Source organism: Mesorhizobium sp. M7A.T.Ca.US.000.02.2.1 (genome assembly GCF_003996995.1).
Classification (GTDB): Bacteria; Pseudomonadota; Alphaproteobacteria; order Rhizobiales; family Rhizobiaceae; genus Mesorhizobium.
In genome coordinates this window covers 1-14046 of the sequence record NZ_RZTT01000131.1, presented here as the reverse complement: position 1 = coordinate 14046, position 14046 = coordinate 1, and the positions used below count along the sequence as shown (strand labels likewise).

The following is a 14046-nucleotide window of genomic DNA, read 5'->3' as shown; positions in this document are numbered from 1 at the left end:
CCTCATGGCTGTCGACGATGCGGGCGCGTGCCTCATCGAGTGCGGCGCGCCGGCTCTGCAATTCGCCGCCGGCCCTTTCGGCCTCGGCCAGCGCATTGCGGGCAGCGTCCAGCCGATGCTGAGCGTCACGACCGGCCTGGCGCGTGTTGCGCTCGGCCTCGCTTGCCAGGCGGAGCGCCTGTTCGGCTTCTCCCAACGCCTCCTCGGCCTGGCGCAGTACGAGCGTTGCTTGTATCGCCTCGGCATCGAGCTCAGCCAGCCGGTTCTTCTGCGCCAGCCGTTGTGCTGCGGCGGTCGGCGCATCGGCGCTGGCGGTGAAGCCATCCCAACGCCAGAGCGCGCCTTCACGGCTGACCAGCCGCTGGCCGGGAGCAAGCAGCGACTGCAACCGGCGGCCGTCGCCGGCGGCATCGACGATACCGATCTGCGCCAGGCGGCGGGCGAGCTGTGCCGGCGCGTGGACCACGCTGGCCAGGCTTTTAACGCCTTCCGGCAGAGCCGCGTCGCCGGGCTGGATCGCGCTTTCGCCCCAATGCACCGGCGCGCTGCGGTCAAGCGGCACGTCGAGGTCTTCGCCAAGGGCCGCACCCAGCGCCGTTTCGAAACCGCGATCGACGCTGATCTGCTCCAGCACGGCCGGGAAGAGATCGCCGCTGGCTGCATTCAGGATTTTGGCCAGCGTGCGCGCTTCGGTTTCGATCCGCGCCAGCTCGGCCCTGGCATCCTGAAGCGGTGGCCGGGCAGAACTTTCCGTGGCGCGGGCATCGATGACAGACTGCTCGGTCTCGGACACGGCAGCCTCGGCCTCCTCCAGCAGCGCCATGGCCTGTTCGACCAGCACCCGCTTCTCGGCCGGATCGGGCAGGCCAGCGACCTTGGAGAGTATCTCAGACAATTCCCGGTCAACATCGGCAAGCTGACGGGCGAAGCGGTCGCGGCGCTCGGCGGTGTCGCGCAGCGTCCGTTCGATCTGGTTGCGCGAGGCGGCTGCCTCGGCCCGCTCGGCGGTCAGCGCGGCGAGCTTGGCTTCGCTTTGCGAAAGCGTCGACGCCGCCTGTTCGAACGCCGCACGGGTGGTGGCTTCGCGTTCGGCGGCGCCGGCATTTTCCGAATTGAGTGCCGCCTCTTCGGTGCGAAGGCGCTCGAGAATGTCCGCATTGTCGCGGACCATGCGCTCTTCACGTGCGATATCGCCGTCGAGCTGCTGTAGCCGGCGCTCGAGTTCGCTCTGACGGGCGCGGATGCGGCCGGCTTCCTCCTCGATTTGCGACTTGGCGATCGACAGGCGCTGGAAGGCAGCAGCGGCGGCGGCTTCCGCGTCGCGCAAATCCGGCAATCGGTGAGCACCGATACCTTGCTCCCTGGCGGCGGCCATCTGGGCCGCGGCACGGTCGCCGACAAGGGCTGTCGCAACCGCCAGCGCCGAACGCGCCTCGCCTTCCTGGGTCTTGGCCAGTGTCCAGCGCAGATGCAAGAGCGTCGCTTCGGCCTTGCGGATATCGGCCGACAGGTTCTTGAAGCGGGAGGCCTGGCGCGCCTGGCGCTTCAGGCTTTCGATCTGGCTTTCCAGCTCGCCGACGACGTCGTCCAGCCGTTCGAGGTTCTGCTCGGCCGCCTTCAGCCGCAGTTCCGCCTCGTGGCGGCGGGTGTGCAGGCCGGAAATGCCTGCCGCCTCTTCGAGCAGCGCGCGGCGTGCCTGCGGCTTGGCCTGGATCAGTTCGCCGATGCGGCCCTGACCGACCATCGACGGCGAACGCGCGCCGGTCGACTGGTCTGCGAACAGAAGCTGCACGTCCTTGGCCCGCGCCTCCTTGCCGTTGATACGGTAAAGCGAGCCGGCCTCACGCTCGATGCGGCGCGACACCTGCAATTCGTCGGCATCGTTGAAGGCAGCGGGCGCCGAGCGGTCACTGTTGTCGAGGAAAAGCGTGACTTCGGCAGTGTTGCGTGCCGGGCGCGTGCCCGAGCCGGAAAAGATGACGTCGTCCATGCCGGACGCGCGCATGTTCTTGTAGGAGCTTTCGCCCATCACCCAGCGCAGCGCCTCGACAAGGTTCGACTTGCCGCAGCCGTTCGGCCCGACAATGCCGGTCAGTCCGCGTTCGATGACGAACTCGCCGGGCTCGACGAAGGACTTGAAACCGAGGAGGCGAAGGCGCGAAAACTTCATTCGCGCCGCCCACTAAGCGGATTTCCGTGGTTTTGCGATGAGAATTCGCGGCCCGACAGGAAGCTGCGCACGCCGAAGCGCCGCCGCCTCAGGGCTGACTGGACGTCAGAGCAGAGGGTCGATGATGGCCGACATTTCCTCAATCGACATCGCCCCCTTGTAGGTCTTACCGTTGATGAAGAAGGTCGGTGTCGAGTCGACCTTGAATTCATTGGCGCCACGCTTCTGGACCGATCTCACATCGTCCAGAAGTTTCTGGTCCGTCAAGCAGGCCTCGAAGGACTCCTGTGTAAAACCGGCGAGCTTCGAGATTTGCAGCAGTGCATCCTTGGTGTTCTGAACGCCAGCCCAGTTCGCCTGCTGCCTGAACAGGACGTCGACCATAGGGTAGTAGTTGTCCTTGGCGCAGCGCGCCAGCATAAAACCGGCTTCGGCACTCGGATCGAACGGGAATTCGCGCAGGATGTAGCGCGCCTTTCCGGTGTCGATGTACTTGGTCTTCAGGTCCGGAAAGGTGGTCTCGGCGAAATGCGCGCAGTGCGGGCAGGTCATCGAGGCGTATTCGACGATGGTGACCTTGGCGTCGTCCTTGCCAAGCTGTTTGTCGGGCAGCGCACCCGGCTTCATCAATTCCGCCATGTCCACGGTGCCCTGGGCTTCCGGCGCGGTGGCGGCGGCCGGCGTGGCCGGCGTCGCGGGGGCGGCCGGGGCCGCAGGCTTCACATCCGCGGCCTTCGCCTCCTCGCCAGAGTCGCTGCAGGCGGCGAGCAGGGCCACCGCCGGAATGGCGGCCAGCGAAGACAGGACGTTTCTGCGAGACAAGCTTTGGCCAAACGGGGGACGGTTCATACGAATCACCTGACAAGGGTTGGATTTTGCAATGCAAAGACACGAAAAGGCGAGAGTTGGCGCGAATTAAGGCATCTCGATCCCCAATCCAATCGCGAAACCTGACAAGGGCGATCACGAATGCGAGATATTGACGACGAATCCATGACTTTCTTCAAGACGCCTATGACTTTCTCTCCCCAATAATGGTCGCGCCAAGTTTCTCCAGCGAGGCGCGCAGTTCATCATTATCGACCAGGCCGACAGTTCCCGACAATTTCGTCTTCTCAGCCGCCGTCAGCGGCCTCAGGGCCGGTTTGCGCCTTCCTTTGTCGGTTGTCACCGGCTTCTGCAGGATCCTGATGCGATTGATGGCGGTGAAGCCGAGGAAGGCATTGACCCGGTTGATGATCTCGCCCGTCTCGTGCTGCAGATGAAGTGCCGCCATGCCTTCGCAGGCAATGACCAGCACGGCCGGCTCGAACGGATCGTCCTCATGCATACGGCGCGGCCACTGGATTTTTTCGGGGCGCGAATGGCTGGCCAGCCGCGGGCCGGCGATCTCGTCCCATGACTGGACGAGGCCGATCGAAATGCCAGCCCGTTTGCGCAGCACCGGATCGAGGATCCTGGTCGCGAGATCGCTGACCGGGACGGGATTGCCGTAGGGCGTTCTGCCTGCCATGTACGTCCTCCAGCCAAGACCCCAGCAGATACCGGCCAGGCCGATACAGATCAATGGCACCAGCAGACCAGACCCGCAAGACCGTATCCTGGGATAGTGGCAAAGCCACATCCGGGGATAGCAGCAGAGCTGCATCCGGGCTGCTAGGCTGGTACGACGTGCATCACCGTGAATTGCCGTGGCGCATCACGCCTCGTGAGCATGCGCGCGGCGTGCGGCCTGATCCCTACCGTATCTGGCTCTCCGAGGTCATGCTGCAGCAGACCACCGTCGAAGCGGTGAAGGCCTATTTCCGGCTTTTTGTCGAGAAATGGCCCGATGTCGAGGCCCTGGCCGCGGCGCCGGCGGAGGACGTGATGAAGGCCTGGGCCGGGCTCGGCTACTACTCCCGCGCCCGCAATCTCAAGGCGTGTGCCGATCTTGTGGCCGCGCGTGGCGGCCGGTTTCCCGACACGGAAACGGCTTTGAGAGAACTGCCAGGCATCGGCGCCTATACGTCGGCGGCCATCACGGCGATTGCCTTCGACCGTCCCGCCGCCGTTGTCGACGGCAATGTCGAACGCGTCATTTCCCGGCTGTTTTCGATCGCAACCCCGCTGAGCGAAGCCAAGCCCGAAATCCGTGCCCATGTCGAGCGCATGGTGCCCGGGACAAGGCCTGGCGACTTCGCCCAGGCGATGATGGATCTCGGCGCCACCATCTGCACGCCACGCCGGCCGCGCTGCATGCTGTGCCCGCTGCGCGAAGACTGCAGCGCGGTCGTTTCAGGCGATCCCGAGCACTTCCCGGTGCGCCGGCCCAAGGCCGACAAGCCGCAGCGGCACGGCGCGGCCTTTGTCGCCGTGCGGGCCGACGGCGCCATCCTTCTGCGCAAACGGGCGGAGAAGGGTTTGCTCGGCGGCATGACCGAGGTGCCGACGACGGGCTGGACCGCGCGGATCGATGGGGCAACCACGGAAGCGGCCGCGCCGTTTCCCGCCGACTGGCGGCATGCGGGCCGCATTGCGCATGTCTTCACGCATTTCGCTCTCCAACTCGAAGTCTTTCACGCTCACATCAAAGGTGATGCGCCAGACGGGCATTTCTGGTCGCTCGCTCACGAGATTTCCGGCGAGGCGCTGCCGACTGTCATGAAAAAGGCAATCGAGGCTGCGATACCCGGCGCGACGAAAAAGCCGTCGCCACACAGTGCAAAGAGGCCCCATGACTGAAATACGCCACATCGTTTTCGACATCGGCAGAGTGCTGATCCACTACGATCCCAACATTCCGTTCAGCCGCCTCATTCCGGATGCCGAAGAGAGAAAGTGGTTTTTCGACAATGTCTGCACGCATGATTGGAACATCGAGCAGGATCGCGGCCGGACCTGGGAAGAGGCTGAGGCGCTGCTGATCGCGGACCATCCCGATCACGCGGAAAACATCCGCGGGTTCCGCCGCCACTGGCACGAGATGGTTCCACATGCCTATGACGACAGTGTCGCCATCATGCTCGGCCTGATCGAGAGCGGCCACGACGTGACCATGCTGACCAACTTCGCCAGCGACACGCTGGCCGAGGCCCGCGAGCGCTTCGATTTCCTCAATCGTCCACGCGGCGTCACCATCTCGGGCGAAATCGGCATGATCAAGCCGGATCGCGGCATTTACGATCACCACGTCGCCGCATTCGGCCTCGAACCGGCGGCCACGCTGTTCATCGATGACAGCCAGAAGAACGTCGATGGCGCGAAGGCGGCAGGCTGGCAATCGGTGCTGTTCACCGATGCAAAGGCGCTTCAAGCAGACCTCGAACGTCTCGGAATCAAGGCCTGATTTGAATCACTTCGCGCGATCCGTTGAGCCTTTGAATCAACGGCATTCGAAGCAATTGGCAGGGGTTCAGGCCCCTGCCCGCTCCATGCCGAGCCGCGCGATGCGGCGCAGCTCGTCGATCGGGGTCAGGCCACCGCTGCGCTCATAATGCCAGAAGGTCCAGCCGTTGCAGGCATCCAGCCCCTGCACTTCGGCGCCGATCTTGTGGATCGAACCGGCGCTGTCGCCGATCGCCACCGTACCGTCGGCGCGCACCTTGGCGGCCCAGCGCTTCTTGGCGTCGTAGAGCGTCGCACCCGGCATCATCAGGCCGGTGTCGATCAGGCTGACGAAAGCAACGCGCGGCTCGGCGCGCTTGCCGGTCAGCACGGTGAGATCGGCGCCATCCAGTGGCCGCACCGCGTCGATGCGCTCGTTGGCGGCGTCGATATAGGCCTGCTCGCGTTCGATGCCGACGAAATGGCGGCCGAGACGCTTGGCCACCGCGCCCGTGGTGCCGGAGCCGAAAAAGGGATCGAGCACGATGTCGCCCGGTTTGGTCGAGGCCATCATGATGCGGGCAAGCAGCGCTTCCGGCTTTTGCGTCGGATGCAGCTTGTCGCCATTGTCGTTCTTCAGCCGCTCGCCGCCGGTGCAGATCGGAAACAGCCAGTCGGAGCGCATCTGGATGTCGTCGTTGGACGCCTTCATCGCTTCGTAGTTGAAAGTGTACCCCTTGCCCTTCTGGTCGCGCGTAGCCCAGATCATCGTCTCATGCGCGTTCTGGAAGCGGCGGCCGCGGAAATTCGGCATCGGGTTGGTCTTGCGCCAGACCACGTCGTTGAGGATCCAGAAGCCGAGATCCTGCATCTTGGCGCCGACACGGAAGATGTTGTGATAGGAGCCGATGACCCAGATGGTGCCGTTGGGTTTCAGCACCCGGCGCGCCGCCAGCAGCCAGGCCCGCGTGAAAGCGTCATAGGCCTCGAAACTCTCGAACTGGTCCCATTCGTCGTCAACGGCGTCGACCTTCGACTGGTCGGGGCGGTGCAGGTCGCCGTCGAGCTGCAGATTGTAGGGCGGATCGGCGAAGATGACGTCGATCGATTTTTCGGGCAGCCGGTCGAGCGCGGCGACGCAGTCGCCCTTGAGGATCGTGTCCAGCCATTCGGATTGCTGGGGAGCGTGGGATAGCTCGTCGAGAAGACGCACGGCAGACATTCTGACACCCAGGGCACGCGTTACTGTTTACTCCTGGTTATGGTTACCGATCAGCGTAAATATTCCGTGAAGGCCAAGGGACGGGTGGGGCGAATTTGCGAAGGCGGCCCTGTTGGTGTATGCCGCGCCGCCTGAGCCTTCCGAGGCCACTTCGCCCTCCCATTGTCCGGATCACCATGCCCCAGCCAGACCTTGTCATCTTCGATTGCGACGGCGTGCTCGTCGATTCCGAGATCATCGCCGCCCGTGTCGACGCCGAGCTTTTGACCTTGGCAGGATACGAGATATCGGCTGAGGAGATTTCGGAGAGCTATGCCGGCCTGACCTTCAAGGACATCATGCTGCGGGTCGAGGAAAAGTCCCGCATCCCCTTCCAGGCCTCTCTGATCGACAGGGAGGAACAATTGGTCGACCGCAAACTGCGCACCGACGTCCGCGCCATCGATGGCGCGCGCGAGGCCGTTGCCGCGGTGACCGTGCCGCGCTGCGTCTGCTCGAATTCACGCTCCGAGCGGATCGAATTCATGCTGGAGAAGGTGCATCTTTTGCCGTTTTTCGCCGACCGGATTTTTTCGGCGATGGAAACACCGACCGGGAAAACGAAACCGGCGCCGGACGTGTTCCTGTTCGCGGCGGAGAAACTCAACGCCAACCCGGCAAACACTTTCGTCATCGAGGATTCCGTGCACGGCGTCCACGGCGCAAGGGCGGCGGGCATGCGGGTGATCGGCTTCACCGGAGCCGCCCACAGCTATCCCGGCCATGCCGACGCGCTCACCGAGGCCGGCGCCGAAACGGTGATCCGCCGCTGGGCGGAGTTGAAAAGCGTGATCGCGGCGCTGTCGGAGTGGTCGGACGCCTGAGAAGCGTGCGCCGCGAGGCACGCCTCATGCAACTGCCGAGACCTAGTTCGTCGCGGCAGCCCTCTTGCGGCGGGTCTTCTTCGGCTTGTCGGCCGTTGCCTGATGCGCGGTTTCGTCATAGCCGGCAAAGGCCTGATAATCCTGCGCCGTCGGCTCGGGCACGACGACATTGGAATCGGTGAAGACGAACTGCGTGGCGACCGAAGGATCGGTGACCTGGACCTGATACTGGTGGAGTTGCGAATAGAGGACCTCGGTGCCATGCATCACAGCCGTGCGGATGGGCATAGTGATCGTGCCTGGAGAAAACTTCGGTCCGGGGACAATCTTGCCGGCGACCGCGATCTTCATCGTCAGCTGGCCGTTGGCACGGCTGCAGTCGCGTGTCACGTCGCTGACCGACGCCTGGTAGATGATGTTGGCCGATTCGTCGGGCGGAGTTGCAGCAGCGGCGTCAGCCTCGGCCTGGGCCGCGGCATCCTGCGCGGCGTCGCCGGTCTTCTTGATCCTGGGCTTGGGCTTCTGAGCTTCCCTGGAATAGGTGTTGAAGAAGGCCGTGCCGTCGCGCACCGTCACCCGGGGGCAATAGGCCTGCAACTGGCTGGCCAGTATCTTGGGATCCTGGGGCGGCGGTGGCGCCGTCGGGTCCTCCTTCTTGCCTATGCCGAGGTTCAGGATGCCATTGTCGCCCGATTGGCAGCCGGCGGCGGCAAGCATAAAGCCGGTGAGCGCCAGACCCGCCAAAAAGCGACCACTGAATGTACGAAACGCCATGAAACTGCACTTCCCTCTCGCAAAGCTGGTGACGTATATCAACCGCGCGGCAAAAATGCGACTGAGCCAGCGCAGAAATTAACCACCTTGCGGTGGATGGAAAAGCCAAGCAGTAACGGAATTGTGACATGCACTATGTGAGTACCCGCGGGGAAGCCCCCGTTCTCGGATTTTCCGACGCCGTGCTGGCCGGGCTGGCGCGCGACGGCGGGCTCTACGTGCCGCGCGAGTGGCCACAGTTTTCCGCCGCCGAGATCCGCGCCATGCGCGGCCTTGCCTATCCCGACCTTGCGATCCGCGTGCTGTCGCCGTTCCTTGGCGACGAAATCCCGGCCTCCGTTTTCGAGCGGCTGGTGCGCGAAGCCTATGCCACCTTCCGCCACGAGGCCGTCTGCCCGCTGGTGCAGACCGGCCCCAACACCTTCATCCTGGAACTTTTCCACGGGCCGACGCTCGCCTTCAAGGACGTGGCAATGCAGCTTCTGGCCCGGCTGATGGACCATGTGCTTACCGAACGCGACCAGCACGCCACCATCGTCGGCGCCACCTCGGGCGATACCGGCGGGGCGGCCATCGATGCCTTTGCCGGTCGCAGCCGGACCGACATCTTCATCCTTTTCCCGCACGGCCGCGTCTCGCCGGTGCAGCAGCGGCAGATGACGACGTCGACGGCTGCAAACGTCCATGCGTTGGCGATCGAAGGCAATTTCGACGATTGCCAGGGACTGCTCAAGGACATGTTCAACGATCACGGCTTCCGCGACCGGGTGGCGCTTTCGGGCGTCAATTCGATCAACTGGGCCCGGATCATGGCCCAGATCGTCTATTATTTCTCCTCGGCGCTGTCGCTCGGCGCGCCGGACAGGCCGGTCTCCTTCACCGTGCCGACCGGCAATTTCGGCGATATCTTCGCCGGCTACGCCGCCAAGAAGATGGGCTTGCCGATCGAGCGGCTGGTCATCGCCACCAACGACAACGACATTCTGGCGCGCACCTTTTCGACCGGCGAATACCGCACCAAGGGTGTCTTTGCGACCACGTCGCCGTCGATGGATATCCAGGTGTCGTCCAATTTCGAACGCCTGCTGTTCGAGGCCTCCGGCCGTGACGCCGCGACCGTGCGGCGCTACATGGACGGTCTGAAGCAGTCCGGCGCTTTCACCATCGAACCCCAGCAAATCGCCGGGATGCGGTCGGAATTCGACGCCGGCCGGGCTGATATGGACGAGGTCGCCGCCACCATCCGCTCGACGCTCGTGGGCAGCAACTATCTGCTCGATCCGCACACCGCGGCAGCTGTGCATGTCGCTGCGGGCAAGGCGTCAGGCGCCGTGCCGATGGTGGTGCTGGGTACTGCGCACCCGGCAAAATTTCCGGCCGCCGTCGAAGCCGCCAGCGGCGTGTCGCCCGCACTGCCCGCGTGGCTAGGTGGGTTGATGACATCGGAGGAAAAATACACGGTACTTCCCTCCGACCTGAAAATGGTGGAAGATTATGTCGGCCGCCGCGCGCGGGCGGCGCGTTAAGGAGTACTAGCCATATGGGTGTTGAGGTAAGCCGTCTGTCGAACGGCCTGACAGTCGCCACCGAAACCCTTCAAAGCATCGAATCGGTTGCCCTTGGTGCCTGGGTCAAGTCGGGTGCCCGCAATGAACGTGAGGACGAGCATGGCATGGCCCATCTGCTCGAGCACATGGCGTTCAAGGGCACGAAAAGGCGGAGCGCCTTCGAAATCGCCTCGGAGATCGAGGACGTCGGCGGCGAGATCAACGCCGCCACCAGCGTCGAAACCACTTCCTACTATGCCAGGGTGCTCTCCGACGACGTGCCGCTGGCCGTCGACATTCTTGCCGACATCCTGCAGGAGTCCGAATTCGACCCGCAGGAACTCGAGCGCGAACAGCATGTGATCCTGCAGGAGATCGGCGCCGCGCACGACACCCCCGACGATATCGTCTTCGACCGTTTCACGGAAACCGCCTATCGCCATCAGACGATTGGACGCTCCATTCTCGGCACGCCCGAAACGGTCAAATCCTTCACCTCCAAGCAACTCCACGACTTCATCGAGCGGCAATATGGCGCCGAGCGCATGGTGATTGTCGCCGCCGGCGACATCAAGCATGACAATTTCGTGCGCGAGGTCGAAAAGCAGCTCGGCGGCTTCCGCAGCAAGGCCGACAGCACCATCCCGCAATATGCGCAATATGTCGGCGGCGATTTTCGCGAGGACCGCGACCTGATGGACGCGCAGATCGTGCTGGGGTTCGAAGGCCGGGCCTATCATGTGCGCGACTTCTATGCCTCGCAGGTGCTCTCGATGATCCTCGGCGGCGGCATGTCGTCGCGCCTGTTCCAGGAGGTCCGCGAGAAGCGCGGCCTGTGTTATTCGGTCTATGCCTTCCATTGGGGCTTTTCCGACACCGGCGTCTTCGGCGTCCATGCCGCGACCGGCCAGAGCGACATCGCCGAACTGGTGCCTGTCATCATCGACGAACTGCAGAAGGCCGGCGAGAAAATCCTGCAGGAAGAACTCGACCGGGCGCGCGCCCAATATCGCGCCGGACTGATCATGTCAGCCGAAAGCCCGGCCAGCCGCGCTTCGCAGATCGCACGGCAACTGCTTCTGTTCGGCCGGCCGATCGCCAAGGAGGAACTGATGGAACGGCTGTCGGCGCTGACGATCGAGCGGCTGACCGACCTGTCGTCGCGATTGTTCTCGACCAAGCCGACGCTTACCGCTGTCGGGCCTGTGGGTACGCTGGCGCCATACGAGGCGATCCTCGAATCGCTTGCGGGCACGCAGACCACGGCCCGCAAGCTCGCCGTCTAAGCCCCTCGAAGCGTCGTGTTCGCGCTCCCTTTCTTTCGCCGCGACCTGCCGGCGCTGAAAGGCGACCGCGTCACGCTGCGCGTGCCGTTCACCAACGACTACCGCGAGTGGGCGGTGGTGCGCGGCGAAAGCCGCGCCTTCCTCGAACCCTGGGAGCCACGCTGGACTCCCGATGAACTCGACCGCAACGCATGGCGGCTGCGCATCAGCCGCTACCGCGAAGATTATGCGCAAGGAACCGCAATCGCCTTCTTCATCTTCGAGAGGAGCAGCGGCAAGCTTGCTGGCGGCATCACGCTCGGCAACATACGCCATGGCGTCTCGCAAAGCGGCCATGTCGGCTACTGGATCGGCGAGCGCTTCGGCGGCCGCGGCCTGATGACCGACGCGGTCAAGGTGGTGGCCCGCTTCGCCTTCGATACGCTGAGGTTGCACCGGATCGAAGCGGCCTGTATTCCCGACAACATCAGGTCGATCCGCGTGCTTGAAAAAGCCGGATTTCGGCGCGAAGGACTGCTGCGATCCTACCTCAGGATCAACGGCATCTGGCAGGACCACTACCTCTACGCCCGGATCGCGGACGATCCGCCGGGCGTTGGAACGAAGGACTGATTTTTGACGAATTTCCTGCGAAACGGGTCGCTGTTCGCCTTTGTCCTCGCGACACTCCTGACGCTGTGGGCGGCATCGTCGGCCTTCGCCGTGGAGCCGATCAAGATCGCCCGCGACGACGTCGCGCTCGACCTTTCCGGCGCCGTCGAGATCTACCGGAACCAGGGTGAGAATTTCCAGGTGTCGACCGCGCCGGGTCCGGACGGTATCGTGCGGCGCATCGAGGTCGAGGCCAATGATGCACGTTCGACCGGCGACTGGGCGGTGTTCGCGCTCGCCAACACCACCGACCAGCAACTCGACCGGCTGATCGTCGCACCGCATTTCCGCCTGGTGAATTCCGGCATCTTCTGGCCGGATCTCGGCTCGACCCGCATCGCCGCCATCACGCCCAGCGAAGGCTTCGCGCTCGACCGCCAGACCAGCCCCGATGCCGACGTTTTCCGGGTGACGCTGAACCCCGGCACGGTGATCACCTTCATCGCCGAACTGGCCTCGCCGAAGCTGCCGCAGGTCTACCTCTGGGATCCGGAATCCTACAAGGACTCGGTCAATTCCTACACGCTGTTTCGTGGCATCGTCATCGGTATCGCAGGGTTGCTGGCGCTGTTCCTCACCATCCTTTTCGTGGTCAAGGGAACCTCGATGTTCCCCGCGACCGCGGCCCTTGCCTGGGCGGTACTGGCCTATATCTGTGTCGATTTCGGCTTCCTCAACAAGGTCATCGAGATCTCGCCCGGCAACGAGCAGATGTGGCGGGCGGGAACGGAGGTGGCGCTGGCTGGAACCTTCGTGGTGTTCCTGTTCGCCTATCTCAACCTCAACCGATGGCACGGCCATTTCAGTTACGGCGCGCTGGTCTGGATCCTCGGGCTGGTGCTGATCGCCGGGGTCGCGATCGTCGATCCGGCGGTCGCCGCCGGCATCGCCAGGCTGTCCTTCGCCGCAACCGCACTGACCGGGCTTGGCCTGATCATCTTCCTCGGTATACGCGGCTACGACCGTGCCATCATGCTGGTGCCCAGTTGGGTCATGGTGCTGTTGTGGCTATGCGGATCGTGGATGGCGATCACCGGCATGCTCGACAACGACATTGCCCAGCCGGCCCTGGGCGGCGGGCTGATCCTGATCATCCTTCTTATCGGCTTCACCGTCATGCAGCATGCTTTTGCCGGCGGCGCGCTGCATCAGGGCCTGTTCTCCGACCTTGAGCGGCAGGCGCTGGCGGTCGCCGGTTCGGGCGACACGGTATGGGATTGGGACGTGCTGCGCGACCGCGTCGTCACCAAGCCCGACGTCAGCATTCAGCTCGGCCTGGCGCCGAACAGCCTTGGCGGCGCGGCCCGCAATTGGCTGCCGGTGCTGCATGCCGACGACCGCGACACGTTCCGCACGACGCTCGACGTCGTGCTCGAACACCGTCGCGGCCGGGTATCGCAGAACTTCCGACTGCGCGGTGCTGACGGCCACTATCACTGGTTTTCCCTGCGCGCACGCCCGGTCATCGGCTCGGACGGCGAAGTCATCCGCTGCGTCGGCACCATGGTCGACGTGACTGAGCAGAAAAAGTCCGAGGAAAGGCTGCTGCACGACGCCGTGCACGACAATCTGACCGGCCTGCCGAACCGTGAACTTTTGATGAACCGGCTGGAAGCGATCATCTCGATCGCGCGCACCGAAGAGAAGGTGCGGCCGACCGTCTTCGTCATCGACATCGACCGTTTCAAGCAGGTCAATGACGGGCTCGGCATCTCGGCCGGCGACACCATCCTCTTGACCATCGCGCGCCGCCTGCACCGGCTGCTCAAGCCGAAGGATTCGCTGTCACGCTTTGCCGGCGACCAGTTCGCTTTGATGCTGCTGTCCGAACAAGACCCGGCCCGCATCGCTGCGGTCGCTGATGCCATAAAGCATGCCATCAACAACCCGATCACCTTCGCCAAGCGCGAGATCGTGCTGACCGCGTCGATTGGGCTGATCACCTGGAATTCGCCGCAGATGTCGGCCGAGGACATGGTCAAGGATGCCGAGCTTGCCATGCACCAGGCCAAGCGCTTCGGCGGCGACAGGATCGAGCCGTTCCGTCCGGCTTTCCGCACTGTCGGCACCGACAGGCTGCAGTTCGAATCCGACCTGCGCCGCGCCATCGAGCGGCGCGAATTCACGCTTGCCTACCAGCCGATCGTGCGGCTCGAGGACGGCAGTGTCGCCGGCTTCGAGGCGCTGCTGCGCTGGGACCACCCGCGCCGCGGCATGATCCCGCCGG

12 protein-coding genes are annotated in these 14046 nt (G+C 64.0%); 7 read left to right on the top strand and 5 right to left on the bottom strand.

Annotated elements, in window-relative coordinates; genetic code table 11:
• From EOD15_RS14790 to EOD15_RS14780, 3 genes are all read right to left on the bottom strand, one after another.
• Positions 1-2170 (bottom strand): chromosome segregation SMC family protein (locus EOD15_RS14790; RefSeq protein WP_148129556.1); only part of this gene is annotated, 2170 nt, incomplete at its 3' end.
• Positions 2171-2275: 105 nt separating this feature from the next.
• Positions 2276-3019, bottom strand: coding sequence for a DsbA family protein (locus EOD15_RS14785; RefSeq protein ID WP_127268828.1), 744 nt, complete (start codon positions 3017-3019; stop codon positions 2276-2278).
• Between the two features lie 163 nt (positions 3020-3182).
• Entirely contained in the window at positions 3183-3683 is a 501-nt protein-coding gene (locus EOD15_RS14780) for a DUF721 domain-containing protein (protein WP_127268827.1), read from the bottom strand.
• A 53-nt stretch (positions 3684-3736) separates the two neighbouring features.
• On the opposite strand from EOD15_RS14780, the gene mutY reads away from it, so the two are divergent.
• Positions 3737-4894 carry an A/G-specific adenine glycosylase gene (gene mutY / locus EOD15_RS14775; protein WP_127319725.1) on the top strand — a complete coding sequence of 386 codons (1158 nt, stop codon included), beginning with the start codon at positions 3737-3739 and terminating at the stop codon, positions 4892-4894.
• Positions 4887-5498, top strand: a complete 612-nt coding sequence (locus EOD15_RS14770; RefSeq protein ID WP_127319723.1) for an HAD family phosphatase — start codon at positions 4887-4889, stop codon at positions 5496-5498. Before mutY ends, EOD15_RS14770 begins: the two co-directional genes overlap by 8 nt.
• Positions 5499-5564: 66 nt before the next feature.
• On the opposite strand, the gene EOD15_RS14765 is transcribed toward EOD15_RS14770, so the two are convergent.
• A complete protein-coding gene (locus tag EOD15_RS14765) occupies positions 5565-6698 on the bottom strand; it encodes a site-specific DNA-methyltransferase (protein ID WP_127268824.1) in 1134 nt (377 codons plus the stop codon).
• Between the two features lie 176 nt (positions 6699-6874).
• Here EOD15_RS14765 and EOD15_RS14760 point away from each other — a divergent pair, with 176 nt between their 5' ends.
• The gene (locus EOD15_RS14760) at positions 6875-7561 is read left to right on the top strand and encodes an HAD family phosphatase (protein ID WP_127319721.1); all 687 of its coding nucleotides are present in this window, start codon (positions 6875-6877) and stop codon (positions 7559-7561) included.
• Between the two features lie 42 nt (positions 7562-7603).
• Here the strand turns inward: EOD15_RS14760 and EOD15_RS14755 are convergent, their stop codons facing one another.
• Complete coding sequence (locus tag EOD15_RS14755) at positions 7604-8335, bottom strand: hypothetical protein (RefSeq protein ID WP_127270306.1); 732 nt, start codon at positions 8333-8335, stop codon at positions 7604-7606.
• A gap of 128 nt (positions 8336-8463) precedes the next feature.
• Here EOD15_RS14755 and thrC point away from each other — a divergent pair, with 128 nt between their 5' ends.
• From thrC to EOD15_RS14735, 4 genes are all read left to right on the top strand, one after another.
• On the top strand, positions 8464-9861 hold the full coding sequence (thrC, locus tag EOD15_RS14750; protein WP_127408586.1) for a threonine synthase: 1398 nt from the start codon (positions 8464-8466) through the stop codon (positions 9859-9861).
• 14 nt (positions 9862-9875) lie between these two features.
• Positions 9876-11168, top strand: a complete 1293-nt coding sequence (locus EOD15_RS14745; RefSeq protein WP_127320877.1) for a pitrilysin family protein — start codon at positions 9876-9878, stop codon at positions 11166-11168.
• Positions 11169-11183: 15 nt separating this feature from the next.
• The gene (locus EOD15_RS14740) at positions 11184-11780 is read left to right on the top strand and encodes a GNAT family protein (protein ID WP_127320878.1); all 597 of its coding nucleotides are present in this window, start codon (positions 11184-11186) and stop codon (positions 11778-11780) included.
• A gap of 3 nt (positions 11781-11783) precedes the next feature.
• Positions 11784-14046: diguanylate cyclase (locus EOD15_RS14735; RefSeq protein ID WP_127408585.1), on the top strand; the 2263-nt coding region annotated here is incomplete at its 3' end.